Origin of the sequence: Moraxella sp. CTOTU48717 (genome assembly GCF_032057165.1) — a bacterium.
Taxonomy (GTDB): Bacteria; Pseudomonadota; Gammaproteobacteria; order Pseudomonadales; family Moraxellaceae; genus Faucicola; species Faucicola tetraodonis.
Genome location: NZ_DAMBBC010000013.1, coordinates 70812 through 90882 on the forward strand (window position 1 = coordinate 70812; position 20071 = coordinate 90882).

The following is a 20071-nucleotide window of genomic DNA, read 5'->3' on the forward strand; positions in this document are numbered from 1 at the left end:
ACGCCTGCCCCTGTTATGACAAAACAAGGCGGGCGCGGTTTTCAGCGTGCGACCCTGTTTGTGATTTGGGCATGGTTGATTATTTTTGCCCTGATTCCCAATATCTTGGTGATTGCCGCCAGTTTTTTGACCCGGGATGAAGATAAGTTTTTAACACTGCCTGTCACCATGGGCAACTATATTCGATTGATTGATCCGCTTTATTTAAAAGTGTTTTTACATTCGCTGTCGATGGCAGGGATGACGACGATTATCTGTTTGCTGCTCGGTTATCCATTTGCCTATCTGGTCAGTAAAGCGGATAAAAAATGGCAGTCATTATTGATGTTATTGCTAGTGATTCCTTTTTGGACCAACTCATTGGTGCGCCTGTATGCGGTGAAACTCATTATGGCGGCCAACGGTCTGCTCAGCACCATGCTGATTAACCTTGGGCTTATCAACGAGCCACTGCAAATTTTATATACCCAAAAAGCGGTTATTGGCGGTTTGGTGTATTTGCTGTTTCCGTTTATGGTACTGCCCCTGTATGCGGTATTTGTGGATTTGCGTGACGATTATATTTTGGCATCCAAAGATTTGGGCGCTAACAAGCTACAAACCTTTTGGCACGTGATTTTGCCGCTCACTACGCCAGGGATTATTTCAGGGGTATTGCTGGTACTGTTGCCTGCCATGGGCATGTTTTATGTGGCGGATATCTTGGGCGGTTCGCGCAACTTGTTGGTGGGTAATATCATCAAATCGCAGTTTTTGGATGCCCGTGACTGGCCATTTGGTGCCGCGGCGTCCGTGCTATTGACGCTTGCCATGGCATTGCTGATTATGGCGTATCGAGCCAGCAGCAAACGCATTGGCAAAACTGACTACAACGAAGTGGCATAAGGGGGATGCTATGTCTAATATTATGAAATGGCTGTCTCGCCTGTATTTGACCATCGTATATCTGCTGATGTTCTCGCCGATTGCGGTGATGGTGATTTTCTCGTTTAATGCCTCAAAAGTCGGCTATCAATGGGGCGGTTTTAGTACCCATTGGTACAGCGAGTTATTTAGTAATGCCGCGATGGTACAAGCTGCCATCAACTCGGTCATATTGGCGGTAGTGGCTGCGACGATTTCTACTGCGATTGGCGGTTTGACGGCGTTAGCGTTACAGCGTTATGACTTTAAAGGTAAATCGATACTACAAAGCTTGCTATTTGTGCTGATGATGTCACCTGAGATTGTGTTGGCGATTTCGCTATTGGCGTTGTTTTTGATTGTGGGGATACAGCTGGGTTTTGTGACGTTGCTAATTGCCCACATTACCTTTTGTCTGCCCTTTGTGGTGATTACGGTGACTGCGCGTCTATCTAGCCTCGATACCCGCGTGTTGGAAGCGGCGCGTGATTTGGGTGCCAATGAATTTACCATGATTCGTACCGTGCTTGTACCGATTATTTTGCCTGCGATTTTGGCGGGCTGGGTACTTGCCTTTACCTTATCGCTTGATGATGTGGTGGTATCTACGTTCAATACAGGACCTGAATTTGAGATTTTACCATTACAGATTTATTCGATGGTGCGTGTTGGGGTAAAGCCTGAAGTCAACGCCGTAGGCACAATCTTGCTAGCAATCTCGCTACTGGGTCTGATTATCTCGCAATTATTACTTGCCAAAAAGTCGATGAATCTACCATCGACCCAAAAACGTTAAGGAGACTTATATGATATCTCGGATGCTCAATAGAAGACGTTTTTTAGGGTATGGCTTAGGCATTGGCGGTGCCGTTTTAACAGGGGGGCTGGCAAGTAATCTAACGGGTTGTCAAAAAGCGAGCGAGACCTCGACTAGCGCTGCGGCGTCTGCGCCTACTGCCAGTCAAGGCGGCAAGGTTGTCAATGTCTATAACTGGACGGAGTATATCTCTGACCAAGTGCTTAAAGATTTTACCGCAGAGACAGGTATCGACGTTATTTATAGCACCTTTGATTCTAACGAAGCCATGTACGCCAAACTCAAACTGATGAATGGCAGTGGTGAGTATGATGTGGCGTTTCCAGGGACGGATTTTGTCGATAAAATGCGTAAAGAAGGGATGCTTGAGCCGCTTGACCATGCCAAATTGACCAATTTTGGCAACCTCGGCAAAACCTTTATCAATGCCCCTTTTGACCCTGAAAACAAGTTTAGTATTCCCTATCTGTGGGGCTCATCAGGCATTGCAGTCAATACCAAACGCATTGCTAAAGCAAGCTTGAGTAGCTGGAATGACTTATGGAAGCCAGAGTACGAAGGGCGCGTGATGCTGATGAATGACATCCGTGACGTGTTCACCATGAGTCTATTGACCCTTGGCTATAATGGCAGTACCAAAAACCCTGAAGCCATCAAACAAGCGTATGAAAAGCTCACCAAGCTGATGCCCAATGTGCGCACCTTTAACTCAGATGCACCGCGCATGCCGTTTATGGAAGGGGAAACTTACTTGGGCTTGGCTTGGAATGGTGAAGTCATCATGGCACAAGACCAAGGGATGCCAGAGCTGGACTTTGTGTATCCAAAAGAAGGCGCTATTATGTGGATGGATAACATGGTCATCCCCAAAAATGCCAAAAACAACGATAACGCCCATAAGTTTATCGATTTTATCTTGCGACCCAAATACGCTGCCATGATTAGTGAAGAAATCGGCTACGGCTCGCCCAATGAGGCGGCAAAAAAAGAAATGCCGCCTGAGCTTGCCAACAATCCGATTGTGTATCCGCCAGCTGATTTGCTAAAACACGCGATGTTTCGTGAAGACGTTGGGGATGAGATAATGGCGTTATATCAGCAGTATTGGGATAGGCTCAAAGTGGATATGTAACAGACACATTGGTAAAGAGCGGTACTAAAAAATACACTAAATAAAGGAGTATCTGTGAAATCAAAAATAGAAAAGCTTATATTAGGGTTCTCATTGCTACCGCTATCGTTATCAGCTGTCGCCTATGATAAAGCCGATGAACGTATCATTGACCAACATATGCAAATCGTGGTGGATAGCATCAAAGCCAAACAAATCGCGCCGATTATGGCGTTGATGCCGCCGCAAATTTTTGTGGTGATCGGTGAGCGTTTTGATATGGATGCTGCTACCCTCAAAACCCATATGATACAAGCAGCAGATGACACTTTCAAAGATATGGCTACCGCCAAATTTAGCTATCGCTATAATTTGAGCAAAGCCAAAGTCTATCAGTCGACCACTGGGCGCGAGTATGTGATATTCCCGACAACATTCACGATGGATGATATCACTATCAACAGCCATGTCGTGGCGATTCAAGATAAGGTGGATGACGTTAATAAATGGTATATCGTACGTATCGAATCCCCTGCACAAATTGAGTTTATCAAACAAGCTTATCCTGATATCACTGATATACAAATCCCAGAGTAAAAGAGTAAAAATTTAACAGTTTAAAAGCGAAAAAAGCGGGCTTATAATTAAGTCCGCTTTTTTACCCTAAAATTCGCTTAGCGCATGGTGACAAACTCTTCTGAGCCAGTCGGATGAATCGCCACCGTGTCATCAAAGTCACGTTTGGTGGCGCCCATTTTGATAGCAACAGCAAAACCTTGAATCATCTCATCGACGCCAAAACCTACACCATGCAAGCCCACCACTTTTTCTTCCTCACCCACACAAATCAGCTTCATGTGACACGGCTCACGGTGCTTGGTCACTGCACTATACATCGGGGTAAAACTGGATTTATAGACTTTCACCGCATTGATGCCATAGCCTTTGACCGCCTCTTCTTCACTCAGCCCCACAGTACCAATCGGTGGATGGCTAAAAATCACGCTCGGCACTAGGTTATAGTCCAAATGCTCATTGGGTTTGTTGTTAAACAAGCGCTCAGATAATCGACGACCTGCTGCCACCGCCACTGGGGTCAATTGAATACCATGTTCGATGATGTCGCCCACCGCATAAATCCCTTCGACATTGGTATTTTGATAGGCATCGACTTTAACAAAGCCTTGCTCATTGACTTCAACGCCCGCTTTATCAAGATTGATGCTATCGGTTGCAGGTGCGCGACCCGTTGCCCAAATCAAACAATCCACCGTCAAGGTCTCATTGTTTGACAATTCAATGCTCAATGAGCCATCTTCGTTTTTGCGTACTTGTTGTGGTAGCACTCCATAATGAAATTCAATGCCATCATCGTGCATGATATGAGTGAGCGTGGTGACAATGTCGGCATCGAAGTTTTTGAGCACCCGCTTGCTACGCACAATCAGATGGGTCTTTGAGCCCAATGCATTCATCACCCCTGCAATCTCAACACCGATATAGCCTGACCCCACAATCGCTACCCGCTGTGGCAACTCGGTCAAGTCAAAAAAACCATCGGAATCAATACCCAACTCTGCCCCTTCAATCGCGGGGCGAACAGGTCGACCGCCCATCGCAAGCAAAATATGGTCAGCAGTAATAGTCTCTACTGTGCCGTCATTTTTATACACCTCAACGGTATGTTGGTCGGCAAATTTGGCAAAACCCTGAATCACATCGACTTGGTTATTTTTGAGGCCGTTGTTGTACGACTGATGAATACGGCTGATATAAGCTTGGCGACTTTGTACCAATTTGGCAAAGTCAAATTGTTTAACATCCAAATCAAAGCCATAGTCAGGCGCATAATGATGGATCGCCGCTGCCATATTGGCGCCATACCACATCACTTTTTTGGGCACACAGCCCACATTGACGCAAGTACCGCCTAGCTGCTTGGCTTCAATCAAGGCACATTTTTTACCATAACTGGCAGCACGGTTGATGGATGCAATGCCCCCTGACCCACCACCAATCGCGATATAATCATAATGTTTGCTCATAATTCTTCCTGTTTTTTGGTCATTTTCAAAGTTATATGCGGTTATTTTACCAAGTTTTGGTAGCGAGAAAAGTTGTTAATTCTCACCTTTCTCATTGATAAAATAAAACAAATCAGCGTTTTTTTTTGAATAATTTTAATGAAAAAGGTTTAAACACCCTTGCGTCACCGCAAAAGGCATCAGATAAAATCGGGTTTTTTTGGGTTGGCAAAATTCAATCTGCTGTGCCATTAACTGTGTGCTTAGTGTTGGGACAATCAGCCAAGCTTCATCGGCATCAAACTCACTGGCGTAGGTAAGTAGTTGGTACATATCAGCCAAGCTTATGTCGTTGAAAGTAGCAGTTTTTTTCCATTTTACATCGGCAATAATGAGTTTATCGGCAGACTTTAGCCAAATATCGGGTTTGATGGTTAACCCTTGCTGCACGGTCAATGGCTGTCTTTTTTGCTCAACTAGCTCAAAATTCTGCCCTACAAATTGTTCATGGATTTTCCTGCCCACCCATTTTTCAAAGGCAAATGGCATATTCACCAGCCAAGTTGGGGTCAAAAACTGCCCTTGGTTACTGGCTTGTTGTAGCGTCAGCAGCGCATAACAAAAGCTGATAAAAGTATAATTACGCTGGGCAAGCAGACTGGGCAACGCGGTCAACTCTTGCAGCGCTTGAGAAAATAAGATGTCGTATAAGTCTTTGGCAACGGTACCCACTGCTTGCCACTGAGGCGGTAATGGGAAAGCCATGCTGCCAATCACCCGCTCGATGGTGGTTTTTACCAAGCGATTGCCCGCGGTATCCATCGCAAAATTTTCAGTCTGATGATAAAACTTATGCGGCTGGTGGAAGTTATGCTGCAATTGCTCTTTGACCAGTAATTTACCCTGCAGATAGGGCTGATTTTGCTCAAATTGCTGATATTGCTGATTGGGCACATACTGGGCAAATCCCTGCCAAAAATACGCTTGTAGCCACTCGCTAAGCGATAGTGAATGATTGCTGGGTGGAGGATTGGGGGCTGGAGGATTGATGAGTAGTTGATTGGCTAGATTGGGTAACGACTTGGGCAATAAGGCTTGCCACACCGCTGTCAGCATCTGTTGCACCCATTGACGGGTTTGGGCAACTTCATCGGCATGGGTAATTTGGCTTTGTGCAAGTTTTGGCAAAATCTCAATTTGCCCGCCACTGGGCAACCCAATCACACCGATATAGTGGCGCACTTTGAGTTGCCACCGCTGCTGTTTACGCTCAATGCGAAACACGTCAAAATTTTGCTCGATAAGCCAGTCAAAATCTTGCCCATCGTCAAAATCTGCCGCGGTCAGGCAACTATGTTCAAACGTGATGATGGCTTTCATTGGGCGCTTTGATAGATTGCAAGATAGTTATTTGGCTCATCAAGCGCTTGGGTATTGATGTCAAACCCCGCTTGCTGCGCCATAAATCCAGTTGCTTTTTTGTTATCAACTAGCCTAATAAAGCGTTGCCCAAAGATTGCTTGCAAGATTTGTCCATGGTGCTGGCAGGCTTGCGCCACTTGTGGGATGATGGATTGGCTAAACGCAGCGCTTAACGCTTGCAGCGAATCAATACCCCACAAAAAACTATGCCCTAACTGGCTGTCTTTTGCCAAATTTTGCAAGATTCTTTCATTCAATGCGGTCAACAACTTGGCTAAATCAATCTCAATCCCATTTGCCATCACTTTACCCAACAACTGTGGCTGTGGTTGACATTCAATAAATTCAAAACGGCGGCGAAATGCCATATCGAGCGGCGCCAATGAATGATCTTGGCTGTTCATGGTGGCGTAGATATCGACATTGCTAGGCACACTAAACGGCTGACGCGAATACGCCAAATTCACCGACAGCCTATCTGTCTGTCCTGCGCGTTTGGTAGGTTCAATCAAACTCATCAACTCCCCAAACACGCGGGCGACATTGGCGCGGTTGATTTCGTCAATCAACATGGCATAACGGTGGCTAGGGTCATGTTTGGCTTGTTGACACAGTCTAAGAAATGCCCCTGACTCAATGCGATAGCTCATCTGCCCATTGTCCGCGATGTGGGGACGAATGCCTTCGACAAATTCTTCATACCCATACGCTTGATGAAAACTGACAAAACTAAAGCGTTCTAGCTTTGGCTGTAAATAGTTGGGCTGAAACTGGCTGTGAATCGCCACTTGGTAATCATCAAGCTTGTTTTGCAAGTCTGCTAATAACGGCAAACTGTCTGCTAATAAAAACCAATTACTGCTATCGTCTTTATCAAAATACGATTGGCTAGCCCTTCGATGATATTTGACACGGACTGAGTTCTTATCACTGTACATCATCAATGTGCCCCAAGCCGTTTGATTCAAATTTTCTTTACGGTCATTTAATTGCGCCTTCATCCTAAAAAATTGATGATCGATTATTTCTGGCACTTTAAGCAGTTTTCTACCTTGTTGATAATTATTTAGGAATATCAAACAAATTACATCTCGCCAGCTTAGTGGCTTAAGCAAAGCTCTTAGCAATTCATCCGCATTGGCTACTGGCAATATCTCGGTATATTGTTTGGCGATTTGTTGCAGTCGGTAGGTCTTGCCTGTCCCTGCTACGCCCGTATAGATAATATTTTTTGCTGGCTCACTCATGACAGATTATCACTCACGATGGTCATACCTGCCGCTTTTGCTGCACGCGTACCACCCGTCAAATGGACGATATCCCGCTTTGGGTCAATCTCATTGAGCAAAGCGGCGGCTTTGGCGGCTTTGCTGCCGCCACCGCATAGCACATAGACAGTGCCATCCGTGGTTGCCAATAACTCTGTCGTCAGCGTATCTAAGGGTTGGTTTTTGGCACACTCAATATGTCCTTGCGCAAACGCTTTACTATCCCGCACATCCCAAACGGTATCGTTTGCCGTGGCAGAAAATTCGGTAATGGCTAGTTCACGAATCATGATTACCTCTTAATTTTTAATGTGTATTTTGTGATGGCTTATTATGGATAAGCTGACGAAATTTATCAAATCAGCGATTAATAACCAAATTTTTGCATCACCTTAACTATTTTTATCAAGTTTTTGACAAATTATGATTTATAATTCATTCCAATATTTTATGTATTTTAATCTTAACTTAAACTTTTATTATCTAAGGAGGGATGACATCATGACGACGGCTTCAACCGCGCCCCCTGATCATCAGCATATCGCGCTACGCAATGACCCAAAAAAGGTCGCCGTGGCATCTATGATTGGTACGGCTATTGAGTTTTATGATTATTACATTTATGCCGCCGCGGCCGTATTGATTTTTAATACCCAGTTTTTTGATAAAACCGATGAAAAAGCGGCGATGCTTTACTCGCTTTCGACGTTGGCATTGGCATTTATCGCCCGCCCTTTCGGTTCAGCATTATTTGGTCACTTTGGTGATAAACTCGGTCGTAAAAAAACCTTGGTGGCCTCTCTGCTCACGATGGGTTTGTCAACTGTAGCGATTGGTTTGCTACCGACTTATGCCCAAGTAGGCGTCATTGCCCCATTGTTGTTATGTTTACTTCGTGTAGGTCAAGGGATTGGTCTTGGCGGTGAATGGGGCGGTGCTGCCTTGGTCGCCACCGAAAATGCGCCAGAAGGCAAACGTGCTTGGTACGGTACTTTCCCGCAGTTAGGCGCGCCGATTGGGTTATTTTTAGCCAACTTAGTGTTCTTTTTGCTCAGTTATTTTTTAGGAAAAGATGTCTTGGTCGAGTGGGCATGGCGCATCCCGTTTCTTATTTCAATCGTGCTTGTGGGTGTGGGTCTTTGGGTACGTTTAAGCCTGCATGAAAGCCATGTATTCCGTACCGCTGAGGCCGAAGGCAAAAAAGTTAATGCCCCTGTGTCAAAAGTCATCACCCAGTATTGGCGTCCGATGGTGCAAGGCACATTCTTGATGGCGATGACTTATGTGATTTTTTATATCATGACTGCCTTCGTACAAGCGTATTCAAAAAGCCCGGCAAAATTGTCTTCTTTCGGCTTTCCAACAGGGTTAGGTATTGCCCCAAATACCTTTACTGGCTTTTTATTGGTGGCTGCGATTGTGTTTGGTATTTTTACCAGTATCTCTGGGATTGGCGCTGACAAAATCGGTCGTAAAAAATGGCTGATTGGCGTGACTATATTATGTATGTTATTTGCCTGCTTTATGCCAGCACTGCTCAGCAATGGTACACCAACCACGGTATTTATTTTCCTCATTTTGGGCATGGCATGTATGGGTATGTCATTTGGTCCAATGGCAGCGCTATTACCAGAGCTGTTCCCCACCGAAGTACGGTATTCAGGTGCGTCCCTAGCTTACAATCTAGCGGCGATTGTGGGTGCATCGATTCCTGCGATTTATGCCATCAAAATCAACGAGCAATATGGCATGAAAGGTGTGGCTATATATATTGTTATTAACGGTTTGATTTCTCTCATCGCGTTATTCTCAATTAAAGAAACCAAAAATATCGATTTGATGGATTAAAAGAAAAGATAGACTAAAAACTGATACCTCAAAAACGCTGGCAAATGCTGGCGTTTTTTTTGCCCAAGGCGGTTATAATAAAATTTTCAATACCATGAGACCTAGGATGAAAGCCTATAATCGCTGTGAATGGTGCGGCACAGACCCACTTTATCAAGCTTACCACGACAATGAATGGGGAAAGCCCAGTTATGATGACCGTCATCTATTTGCCATGCTGTGTTTAGAAGGCATGCAAGCGGGACTTAGTTGGATTACCATACTCAAAAAACGCGAGCGTTATTACCAAGTATTTGCTGATTTTGACCCTGCAATTATCGCGCAGTTTGATGATGACATGGTCGATAGTCTGATGACCGATGCGGGCATTATTCGCCACCGCGGTAAAATCAAAGCCATTATCAACAATGCCAAATGCTATCTAAAAATCACCCAAACGCAAGCTTTTAGCGATTATCTTTGGAACTTGTCACCCAGCGGCTTGGCAAAAATACCACAGGATAATCACCCAAAAACCTTTGCTGATATCCCCACCAACACGCAATATTCAGATAACATGTCAAAAGTGCTTAAAAAAGACGGGTTTAAATTTGTGGGCTCAACGATTTGCTATGCGTTTATGCAAGCAGTCGGCATGGTGAATGACCATGTAGCGGCGTGTGATTTTCGATAAGCGGTTTCAATAGTCAACAGCGGATAACATATTTCTCGATGCTACAGATTTCTCGGTGCTACAGCCCCCAAAATAGGCTAAAACTAATCAAAATCAATACCAGTAAAATGCTCTGAACCAATAAAAAATGCTGATGCACTTTGAGCAGTCCGCGCAGACTGACCCCATAATGACTGACATTTTTAAGAGAATAGCTTTGAAAATCCACCAAGCTACGGCGATGATATTGTGACCGCATGACCTCAACAAACTTATCAGCCGCTGCTGCTGTTGACCTAGCTGACAACACAGGTAAAAACGCATTGATAACATCTTCATGTGTTTCTGGATTATTGATATTGACCATCAACATTTGCCAATCTTGAAACAGCCGTTGTTCGATCATCCCTTTAGACTTGAGCGTGACATCGCGGTTGCGCCCATCACGCTGAATGTTACCAAATAATTGCTCAATCGCTGATTTTTCGCCTTCAATGTACTGAAAAAAATAGCCATTACCAAAGCACAAAAAACCGGTAATTTGATGGGCAAGGTTCTCACGCTGTGCCACCGTCATGATATCAGACAGCGTTCTAGGGGTTACGCCAGCTTTCAACGTCATACGGCTCACATAAGTTAGATAATGAATTTGCCCCAAGCAGCACCTCAGTCTTTATGGTTTTACAATTTTTGTTCAGCGCAATTTTAACAATTTATTACATACTTAGCCATCCATTAAATCAAGAATATTAGCTTACCTAGTCACAAATAGCGGTTGAGTGGCTTTTTTTGGACACTCGTATTGCATTTACGATCATCAGCAATACCCCTACCCAAATTAAAGCAAAACTGGCAATCATGGTGCCATTGACAGCTTCATGCAGCACAAAAATGGACAATAAAAACATCAGCGCAGGTTCAAGATAACTGAGCATACCAAAGGTGTTCATCGGCAACACCTGACTGGCTTTGAGGTTGGTCTGCATGGCAAGCGCACTAATCATACCCAGTCCAATCACTAACAGCCCCATTGTCATTGACCCTGTGACTATCGATACACTCGTGTTTTGCCATAATAAAAAACCTAGGGCAATCGGTGCAATCACTGACAAATCAACGAACAGCCCCAACAGCGCAGGTACCCCTTGCCAGCGGCGCAGTCCATAATAAATCGGATAAGTCAAACACACCCATGCAGTGACCCACGATACACTCCCCGCGAGCCAAAATTGCAATCCCACCCCTGCTGCCGCAACGATAATCGCCGCCCACTGCAATCGATTTAAGGTTTCTTTAAACACCACACAGCCCATCAGTACCATCATCAAGGGAAGCAAAAAATACCCCATTGCGGTATTGACCGCCTGTCCATTGATAGGCGCCCACATAAACAGCCATAGCTGACTTGCCAAAATCGGTGTCGGCAACAGCAATAAAACCCATTGTTGTTTGTTTAATCCCATCAAAAATGCTTTGAGTTGCCCAAAACTTTGCGTCACGGCCAACAGCCCCACCAACCCAAACCACATCGCCACCATGCGCCACAAAAAAACTTGCGTGCCTGACAACGGCGCAAGCCAGTGACTATACAGATATAGCACGCCAAACAACACATTAGAAATCAATGCCAACACCACCCCAAAACGTAACTTTTTGGCAGCGGTAGCGGGCTGACGGGTTGTTGCCTTGGGCTGGACAACGATAGAGGATGGTGATAAAGCGCTGGAGACTGACATAATTGACCTTGTTATATTTTTGCTTTTGCGGTTAAATTGCCAAGCAGTATAACAATTATCTTTGGTAAATTATTTCAAAATCCCCCAATTTGTGATAATTTAATATTAATATAAGATAAATTTGCTATATTTTTCTCAATTTGTCTTATTTTATATTTTTAGAAGGACATGGCTATGATTCATGAAATCGATGATATCGATAAACGTATTTTAAACTTGTTGCAAGAAGATGCGACCCTACCGCTTAAGAACATCGCCGAAAAAGTGCATGCATCGGTAGCGACCTGTCAGCGCCGTATCCAAATGATGACAGAGACGGGGGTGATTACTCGCCAAGTAGTGATTGTCAACCCCACCGAATTGGGCTTTGATTTAAGCGCGTTTGTGCTGATTGAAATGGAAAAACAAAATACCGCGCTGCAGCATGGCTTTGAGCGCTTGATGAACCGATTGCCCAACGTGATGAGTTGTTATGAAATCTCAGGGGATTATGACTTTTTACTATTGGTACATGCCAAAAATATGGCGGAATATCACCGTTTTACCCGTGATAATTTAACTTATGAAAACAATGTCCGACGCTTTAAAAGTCAATTTGTGATGAACTTCTCCAAGGTAGGCACTAAAATCCAGTTAGATTAGTTAGATTAATGCGCCATCAGACAATGGGCTCAAACAATGGGCTTAGTGCGATACCAAAATGACGTCGGCAACGAAATGCCAAACACCAACGCAGCGGTCACAAATATCGCATTGAAGCTAAAATCCATCATTTGGGTAAATACTTGTGGATTGTAGCCATAGTAGCCTAGCTGTACAAAGCTAATCATAGCTTTGTACGCGGTAATCCCTGGCATCATACACAGCATGGCAGGCACCAAAATCATTTTTGGGGTGAGTAAATATTTTTTTGCCAAATAAATTGCCACAAACGATGAAATACCCGCTGCCACAAATGTCGCTAGTATCAAATTGACTGACAGTTGTTTTAAGAGTTCTCTAAGTCCATAACCCAGCACAGTCAACAATAAGCATTGCCAAATATAGCGGCGCGGCACATTGACAAGCAGTGTCCAGCCAAGCGTCATCAAGCAAGCAAAAGTTGCTGCGCGTATCAAGGCAATCGCATCAATCGCCATTTTTTACCCTGCCCAATATTGGCAATAGAATTTTATCAAACGCTTTCATCAACCCACGCCCCAATGACTGATATTTAGTAGTAGCAATGACAGCACGATGCCGATACAGCTCGATAACGTCAAGATAATCACAAACATAAAGCGCCCGATACCGATGTTCATATAACCCTTGAGCATATCCGACAACGAATTTATCAAAGGAAAACTGGGAACCAACCAAAGCACACTCGACGCCATGGCAATATGCGGGTCGTTACCAATCCCCAATAACAGCGCGGTACTGGCGAAGATGGAGCCGAAACACGCCGCTATGAGCGCGGATATAAAGGGATTAAAGTTGCGGTTACTCAGCCATAGCCGCAGCGAATAACCCATCATGCTCGCAATAAAAGTCACCAAACACACCAGTACATCGCCCCCTGCCAAATACGCAAAGCAGGCACACGCCACACCGACCATCGTCGCGACCATCTTGGCAGGATAAGTGCCCCGATCAATCTCATCAAATCGATAAGTCGCATGCTCTAGGGTACTCGTCACCGGCATACTTTCCAAATCCAGTACAATTCGCTGAATTTGTACAACGATATTGACATTGATGGCATGGGTGGTTGAGGCGCGCAAGGTGGTAATACAACGGTTATTATAAATTGTGGTGATGGTCAAGCCATTATAGGCAATCCCACACTCCACGCTGGCCAACCCCAACGCTAACCCCAATCGGCGGCACAAATCTGTTACCGTTGCCGACTCTGCCCCATATTGCATTAGTAGCAGTCCACAGCGCACACACAGACGGGTGATTTGCTGCTGGTGTTCATACGCCATATACGGCAACCGCCGTCTAGGCTTCGGCTCTGTCGGGGGCGAAAGCTTAGTAGGCTCAGGTGTTAGCGGATCAAGCGCTTCTAGGGCATCAGCAAAGGTATCGGTCATAGCATCATTTTAATAACCTTGATATCTCATTTTAGCATTAAACTAGCATAAAATCAGGGTGAATCAGTATTGCTTTATTGATTAAAAAGTTGATTAAGAAAGCTGAATAAAAATGAGCAAAAAGTTGAAAACTACCCGTTATTTAAAAAAATTCTACCTACTTAACAAGCTGCGATTGGTTTATTTTGGTTTAAATAATAGGGTAATATTCAATACCTTCCATTACCCTCCATTTTAATCACCATCTAGCCATTTGACAGTCACTTTTTCCGTTAATTTTTACAAAAATACTGAATCGCTTTACCCTTTAATTAAACCCGACTAATTTAATCAGGTTTTTTTGTTATTTCGCCCTATAAACCCCCATCGCAAAATTGATTCATGATAAAATGAGCCATATTCATTTTATTTAATATTCAAGCCTATGTCCGCCGAAACTATTGCCAACAAAGCCTTTAAACAAGGCGCCAAAGCCTTATTTGACTATGACAAACACTGGGCAAGCTGCTTTGAGCCTGCGCCATTTTTGCCGATGAGCCGCGCCGAAATGGATGCCCTTGGTTGGGATGCCTGTGATGTCATTATCGTCTCAGGCGATGCCTACGTCGATCACCCAAGCTTTGGCATGGCAATCATCGGCAGACTGTTAGAGTCGCAAGGCTTTCGCGTCGGTATCATTGCCCAGCCAGACTGGACGAGCAAAGACGCTTTTATGACCCTTGGCAAACCGACCATTGCGTGGGGCGTCACCGCAGGCAATATGGACAGCATGATTAACCGCTACACCGCCGATAGACGCATTCGCAGTGACGATGCCTACTCGCCAGACAATGCCCCCGACAAACGCCCCGACCGTGCGGCTGTGGTATATAGCCAGCGCTGCCGTGAAGCCTATCCCGATGTTCCCATTATTTTGGGCGGGATTGAAGGCTCGCTGCGCCGTATCGCTCATTATGATTATTGGTCAGATAAAGTGCGCCGTAGCATTTTGATGGATAGCCGCGCTGATATTTTGCTGTATGGCAATGCCGAGCGCGCGATTGTCGATGTTGTACATGCACTTGCCAAAGGTTACCGTTTTGAAGACCTTGCCAAAGTGCGTGGCACCGCGTATCTCTCGACACAAACCAAAAAACACTGGCAACGCGATATGATAGAAATCGCCAGTAACGACGTCGACACCGTTGGGCGTGTTGACCCGATTATCAATCCGTATGTGATGATGGAAGATGTGGGCGACTGTCACATCGAACAAGAAAAAACGCTTGAGAGTCAATACAAAGGGTTTGTGGCAGATAAAGTCGAGCACAAAGTGCTTAATGCTGATAAGGTCGCTGAAAGCCAAGACATCCAAGTGGTCAACCTCAAAGACCCCAATAAAAACGCCTTAAAACACAAACGCCCCTTGCCCCCCCGTGACAAAACCGTGATTCGCTTGCCCGACTTTGAGCAAGTCAAATCCGACCCCGTACTTTACGCCCATGCCAACCGTATTTTGCACCTAGAAACCAATCCGCATAACGCCCGCGCCTTGGTGCAGCGACATGGCGACATTGATGTATGGCTCAATCCGCCGCCCATTCCACTTACCATGGAAGAGATGGATTATATCTTTGATTTGCCGTATGCCCGTTTGCCCCACCCTAGCTACGGCAACGCAAGAATTCCTGCCTACGACATGATCAAATTATCAGTCAATATCATGCGCGGCTGTTTTGGCGGCTGTACCTTCTGCTCGATTACCGAACATGAAGGACGCATTATCCAAAACCGCTCAGAAGAGTCTATCTTGGGCGAAATCAAAAAAATCCGCGACACCGAGCCGTCATTTACCGGGGTAATTTCTGACCTTGGCGGACCGACTGCCAACATGTACCGTCTGCATTGCAAAGACGATGCCATTGAGAAAAACTGCCGCAAACCCTCCTGCGTGTATCCCGATATCTGCGACAACTTACTCACCGACCACAGTCATCTCACCCAACTGTACCGTAAAGCTCGTGATATCAAAGGGGTGAAAAAAATCCTGATTGCGTCAGGCTTGCGCTATGATTTGGCGGTCAAAGACCCGGAATATGTCAAAGAATTGGTCACCCACCATGTCGGTGGTTATCTCAAAATCGCCCCTGAGCACTCTGAAACCAATGTACTCTCCAAAATGATGAAACCGGGTATGGGGACGTACGATACTTTCAAGCAGATGTTTGACAAATACAGCCGTGAAGCAGGTAAAGAGCAATATTTGATTCCGTATTTTATCGCTGCTCACCCTGGCACCACCGACACGGACATGATGAACTTGGCAATTTGGCTCAAGCGCAATGGCTTTCGTGCCGACCAAGTACAAGCCTTTTACCCAAGCCCCATGGCAACTGCTACTACCATGTATCATACTGCCAAAGACCCGCTGCATAAAGTCACCCGTGACAGCGAAGGGGTGGAAATCGTCAAATCGGGCAAACAACGTAAACTCCACAAAGCATATTTACGTTACCATGACCCCAAAAATTGGGCACTGCTGCGTCAATCGCTTAAAGACTTGGGGCGTGAGGATTTGATTGGGCATGGCAGTCAATGTTTGATTCCGCCTTATAATCCAAAACTGGAAGGTGAAGACTTTTACCAATCAGCCCGTAAGAAAAATAGTTCTGCCGCTGGTGATTCGGTCAAACGTACGAATAAAGATAGTACTGCAAAAAAATCGGGTAAAAAACCAACACCGACCAGTTTTGGTAAAAAACCGTCAAACCAAAAACAGCCGAAAAAAGGCAATTTCCAAACCCAACATACAGGCTTGCCGCCGCGGAAAACTAAGTAGTTTATGTCATTCATGGCTTGTAGCGCATTTCTACAAGCCGTCTTATTTATTTTTAAATTGTTTCAATTTTAATGAACGTCTAAAGGTTGATAGAAATTTTATGTTTTTTGCATGATTAAAAAAAGAATGTTTAGCAACTTTAACTTGGTTTGGACTTTGATGATTTCTAAAAGTACCCAATTTGATTTTGGTGTTTTCTTCGAATACTGTAATTGTTAAATGCAAAATGATTAGCTAGAAATAACCTATAGGCTGAATGGATTAAATAACTCATATGACTGATGGCTGCGTTATTTAACCTTCTGTCTAAAACTCCAATGTATTGCTCCGAATAAAGACTCGAAGCCTCAAACGTTATGTGATAGCATTTCTTTTTGATAAAATATTCTCAATAAAATTTAAATTTTTATTTTTACATCAAGCTTACATCTTAACAACTAAACACAGCACTAAAAACGTTAAAAAATCACTAAAATACAAACCATTATAAAAATAAAAGGCTTTCAATATGGCAAAAATTTTTATTGGGATAGGGATTTTATTTCTCATCATTGGCTTAATTTATCTGTTTTTTCCCAATGCCTTTAACTGGTTTGGTCGTATGCCGGGGGACGTTAATTATCGCTCCGAAGGCGGTGGCTTCAGCTTTCACTTCCCCATCGTCACCATGATTATTGTGAGTATCATTCTCACTATTATTCTTAACCTATTTAACCGCTAACAGCGCGCTAAGTACCGCTATATTGAGAAGGTTTTTATCACAAAAACTGCCTTTTTTATCAAAAAATGTCGTAAACTGTAATTACGCCAGTCAAGATTGAAAAGGAGTTAGTCATGCAGCGCGACATTTTTAAGCCAACACTACTGAGCCTCGTAATCGCCCAAAGCTTATTGACGGCTTGTAGCCCCTCGCCGTCAAATAGCCGTGATACGAGCCCTGCCACACCTGTTATCGCGCAGCCAACGCCCGTGGTTGCTGCGCCTGCCATGATGATGGAAGCGGCAGCAATGAGCAAGATGGCACGCTACTCGCCTATCATGCCGATGCCGATACCACAGGATAATAGCGAAAAATATCAGCACCTTGCAGTCAACCCCATTCACCAAACCGCAACTGATGCCGTTGCCACCTTTAGTATCGATACTGACACCGGCAGCTACGCCAATGTACGCCGTTTTCTCAACAATGGGCAACTACCGCCCACTGACGCGGTGCGTATTGAAGAGCTTATCAACTATTTTAACTATGACTTTTCACAAGCCAAGCGCCTTGCCAACGCCCCTTTTTTGGTAAGTACCGAAACGGTTACCGCACCGTGGCGTGCTACCAATCGTATCATCAAAGTGGCTATCAAAGCGGATGACCCTACCATCACGAAACAAAGCGTCTTACCGCCTGCCAACTTGGTATTTTTGGTGGATGTGTCAGGCTCGATGTCAGACAACGATAAATTACCACTAGTCAAATCTTCGCTAAAAATGCTCACCAAGCAATTGAGGGCGCAAGATACCATTAGTATCGTGACCTATGCAGGTCGTACCCAAGTGACGCTTCCTGCCACTAAAGGCAGTGATACCGACAAAATATTAGCCGCGATTGATAGCCTAGCTGCCAGTGGCTCGACCAATGGCGAAGCAGCGATAAAGTTGGCTTATCAACAAGCAAAAATCCACTATAAAAAAGACGGCATCAACCGCATTTTGATGATGACCGATGGGGATTTTAATGTCGGCGTATCGGACGTCGATGAAATGCTAGATATTATCCGCCGTGAGCGTGATAGCGGCGTATCACTTTCCACATTTGGCTTTGGTGAAGGCAATTTAAACGACCATATGATGGAACAAGTCGCGGATAACGGCAACGGTAACTATAGCTACATCAACAGCCTGTCTGAGGCCAAAAAAGCCTTGGTAGACGAAATGTCAGCAACCTTTAATACCGTAGCAAAAGACGTCAAAGTCCAAGTGGAATTCAATCCCCAGACGGTTAAAGAATGGCGGTTGATTGGTTATGAAAATCGTGTCCTTGCAAAAGAAGATTTTAACAACGATAAAGTAGACGCAGGTGAGCTAGGTGCAGGCAAATCCGTGGTTGCGCTGTTTGAAGTTACCCCTGTGGGGCAGCAAGGTTGGCTAGACGATAGCCGCTACCAAGCTTACCCTATCAGTCACACCAGCAAAAATACTGAGCTGGGATTTTTAAAACTTCGCTATAAAGCGCCACATAGCAACACATCAACGCTTTTGACACTGCCCATTACCAATACTACCCAACAGCCGAGCAGCGAACTGGCATTTGCGCTAAGTGTGGCAGGTTTTGGTGAAACCCTCAAGCAAAGCAAATACCTCGGTAATTGGCAACTAAACGATAGCAAGCGACTCGCCCAAGCCAATATCGGCAACGACCCACAAGGTATTCGCCGCGAATTTATCAAGCTTATCGACTTAGCCGATAGCTTACAACCGACCAAAAAATAGTCACTATACAAGTGTCAATAAAAAAGCTAGATAAATCATCTAGCTTTTCTCCTACTTTTACTGTTTTGCCCATCAGTGCTGTTTTGTGCCAAAAATTTTATCCCCTGCATCCCCAAGCCCTGGGATAATATACCCCTGTTCATTGAGATGGCTATCAAGTGCGGCGGTAAAAATCTTCACATCAGGATGGGCATCATTCACCGCTTTCACCCCTTCAGGCGTTGCCACTAATACCAAGGCTTTAATATTTTTACAACCGTGTTTTTTCATCATATCAATCGTTGCTACCATACTACCGCCCGTCGCAAGCATAGGATCTAAAATCAACGCAGGACGCTCATTAATATCTTTCACCAACTTTTCAAAAAAAGGCACAGGCTCAAGGGTATCCTCATCACGTTGCAATCCAACCATCGAGATTTTTGCCGTGGGAATAAGGTCTAAAACCCCATCAAGCATTCCTAAACCTGCGCGCAAGATAGGTACGACAGTAACGGTTTTACCTTTGATTTGAATGCCCTCAATTTGGTTGCCTTCCCAGCCCTGAATGCTGATTGTTTCTATGGGAAAATCACGGCTTGCTTCATACGCCATCAAACGGGCAAGCTCTTTAGTCAAGGTACGAAACTTATAAGTGCTACTATCTGCCTCGCGCATCAATGATAATTTATGCTTAACTAAGGGATGGTCAATAACGGTAATTTGCATGGTAACACTCACTTTAAATTTCACACCAAAAATTTCGCCTATTTTACCCAAAGTCTGTGATAAAAACATTAATTTTCTATTCTGAGTTTTTCTCTAAGTTTTTCAGGGATGCAAAAAAACACCCCCTTACTGATGTAAGGGGGTGTTTTTGGGATAGGGAGCTGACGATGACCTACTCTCACATGGGCGAACCACACTACCATTGGCG

At 44.6% G+C, this 20071-nt stretch carries 19 protein-coding genes; 10 read left to right on the forward strand and 9 right to left on the reverse strand.

Features of this window, described 5'->3' with window-relative positions:
• Positions 1 to 15: 15 nt before the first annotated feature.
• The 4 genes from potB to RT084_RS08905 are packed head-to-tail and all read left to right on the forward strand — an operon-like array spanning position 16 to position 3428.
• Complete coding sequence (potB, locus tag RT084_RS08890) at positions 16 to 885, forward strand: spermidine/putrescine ABC transporter permease PotB (RefSeq protein WP_312384284.1); 870 nt, start codon at positions 16 to 18, stop codon at positions 883 to 885.
• A 10-nt stretch (positions 886 to 895) separates the two neighbouring features.
• The gene (potC, locus tag RT084_RS08895; protein WP_312384254.1) at positions 896 to 1699 is read left to right on the forward strand and encodes a spermidine/putrescine ABC transporter permease PotC; all 804 of its coding nucleotides are present in this window, start codon (positions 896 to 898) and stop codon (positions 1697 to 1699) included.
• Positions 1700 to 1709: 10 nt separating this feature from the next.
• On the forward strand, positions 1710 to 2852 hold the full coding sequence (locus RT084_RS08900; RefSeq protein ID WP_076773924.1) for an ABC transporter substrate-binding protein: 1143 nt from the start codon (positions 1710 to 1712) through the stop codon (positions 2850 to 2852).
• 54 nt (positions 2853 to 2906) lie between these two features.
• Positions 2907 to 3428 (forward strand): hypothetical protein, encoded by a 522-nt coding sequence (locus RT084_RS08905; protein WP_099808310.1) that lies wholly within the window; start codon positions 2907 to 2909, stop codon positions 3426 to 3428.
• A gap of 77 nt (positions 3429 to 3505) precedes the next feature.
• Here RT084_RS08905 and gorA read toward each other — a convergent pair whose 3' ends face one another.
• The 4 genes from gorA to RT084_RS08925 form a co-directional block, all read right to left on the reverse strand.
• The gene (gorA, locus tag RT084_RS08910) at positions 3506 to 4876 is read right to left on the reverse strand and encodes a glutathione-disulfide reductase (RefSeq protein WP_313099349.1); all 1371 of its coding nucleotides are present in this window, start codon (positions 4874 to 4876) and stop codon (positions 3506 to 3508) included.
• 135 nt (positions 4877 to 5011) lie between these two features.
• Complete coding sequence (locus RT084_RS08915) at positions 5012 to 6235, reverse strand: 5-methylcytosine restriction system specificity protein McrC (RefSeq protein WP_312384258.1); 1224 nt, start codon at positions 6233 to 6235, stop codon at positions 5012 to 5014.
• The gene (locus RT084_RS08920) at positions 6232 to 7524 is read right to left on the reverse strand and encodes an McrB family protein (protein WP_219332135.1); all 1293 of its coding nucleotides are present in this window, start codon (positions 7522 to 7524) and stop codon (positions 6232 to 6234) included. The genes RT084_RS08915 and RT084_RS08920 overlap by 4 nt, the downstream gene beginning before the upstream one ends.
• Entirely contained in the window at positions 7521 to 7835 is a 315-nt protein-coding gene (locus RT084_RS08925; RefSeq protein WP_312384262.1) for a rhodanese-like domain-containing protein, read from the reverse strand. The genes RT084_RS08920 and RT084_RS08925 overlap by 4 nt, the downstream gene beginning before the upstream one ends.
• A gap of 208 nt (positions 7836 to 8043) precedes the next feature.
• Here RT084_RS08925 and RT084_RS08930 point away from each other — a divergent pair, with 208 nt between their 5' ends.
• Positions 8044 to 9393 carry an MFS transporter gene (locus tag RT084_RS08930; RefSeq protein WP_409418409.1) on the forward strand — a complete coding sequence of 450 codons (1350 nt, stop codon included), beginning with the start codon at positions 8044 to 8046 and terminating at the stop codon, positions 9391 to 9393.
• Between the two features lie 106 nt (positions 9394 to 9499).
• Complete coding sequence (locus RT084_RS08935) at positions 9500 to 10066, forward strand: DNA-3-methyladenine glycosylase I (protein WP_312177719.1); 567 nt, start codon at positions 9500 to 9502, stop codon at positions 10064 to 10066.
• A gap of 58 nt (positions 10067 to 10124) precedes the next feature.
• On the opposite strand, the gene RT084_RS08940 is transcribed toward RT084_RS08935, so the two are convergent.
• Positions 10125 to 10703: a BLUF domain-containing protein gene (locus RT084_RS08940; RefSeq protein WP_264754915.1), complete on the reverse strand. Its 579-nt coding sequence runs from the start codon at positions 10701 to 10703 to the stop codon at positions 10125 to 10127.
• A gap of 100 nt (positions 10704 to 10803) precedes the next feature.
• Positions 10804 to 11781, reverse strand: coding sequence for an EamA family transporter RarD (gene rarD / locus RT084_RS08945; protein WP_313099359.1), 978 nt, complete (start codon positions 11779 to 11781; stop codon positions 10804 to 10806).
• A gap of 174 nt (positions 11782 to 11955) precedes the next feature.
• Here rarD and RT084_RS08950 point away from each other — a divergent pair, with 174 nt between their 5' ends.
• Positions 11956 to 12423, forward strand: coding sequence for an Lrp/AsnC family transcriptional regulator (locus tag RT084_RS08950; RefSeq protein ID WP_062331430.1), 468 nt, complete (start codon positions 11956 to 11958; stop codon positions 12421 to 12423).
• 29 nt (positions 12424 to 12452) lie between these two features.
• Here RT084_RS08950 and RT084_RS08955 read toward each other — a convergent pair whose 3' ends face one another.
• Together RT084_RS08955 and RT084_RS08960 are read right to left on the reverse strand one after the other, a co-directional pair.
• On the reverse strand, positions 12453 to 12920 hold the full coding sequence (locus RT084_RS08955; protein ID WP_007115872.1) for a threonine/serine exporter family protein: 468 nt from the start codon (positions 12918 to 12920) through the stop codon (positions 12453 to 12455).
• A gap of 48 nt (positions 12921 to 12968) precedes the next feature.
• A complete protein-coding gene (locus RT084_RS08960) occupies positions 12969 to 13856 on the reverse strand; it encodes a threonine/serine exporter family protein (RefSeq protein WP_007115871.1) in 888 nt (295 codons plus the stop codon).
• A gap of 424 nt (positions 13857 to 14280) precedes the next feature.
• Here RT084_RS08960 and RT084_RS08965 point away from each other — a divergent pair, with 424 nt between their 5' ends.
• The 3 genes from RT084_RS08965 (at position 14281) to RT084_RS08975 (ending at position 19155) form a co-directional block, all read left to right on the forward strand.
• The gene (locus tag RT084_RS08965; protein WP_312384269.1) at positions 14281 to 16674 is read left to right on the forward strand and encodes a YgiQ family radical SAM protein; all 2394 of its coding nucleotides are present in this window, start codon (positions 14281 to 14283) and stop codon (positions 16672 to 16674) included.
• Positions 16675 to 17182: 508 nt separating this feature from the next.
• Complete coding sequence (locus RT084_RS08970) at positions 17183 to 17395, forward strand: DUF2905 domain-containing protein (RefSeq protein WP_099808321.1); 213 nt, start codon at positions 17183 to 17185, stop codon at positions 17393 to 17395.
• Between the two features lie 113 nt (positions 17396 to 17508).
• Positions 17509 to 19155, forward strand: coding sequence for a vWA domain-containing protein (locus RT084_RS08975; RefSeq protein WP_312384271.1), 1647 nt, complete (start codon positions 17509 to 17511; stop codon positions 19153 to 19155).
• Positions 19156 to 19227: 72 nt separating this feature from the next.
• On the opposite strand, the gene upp is transcribed toward RT084_RS08975, so the two are convergent.
• A complete protein-coding gene (upp, locus tag RT084_RS08980) occupies positions 19228 to 19863 on the reverse strand; it encodes a uracil phosphoribosyltransferase (RefSeq protein WP_065263959.1) in 636 nt (211 codons plus the stop codon).
• Positions 19864 to 20071: the final 208 nt, after the last annotated feature.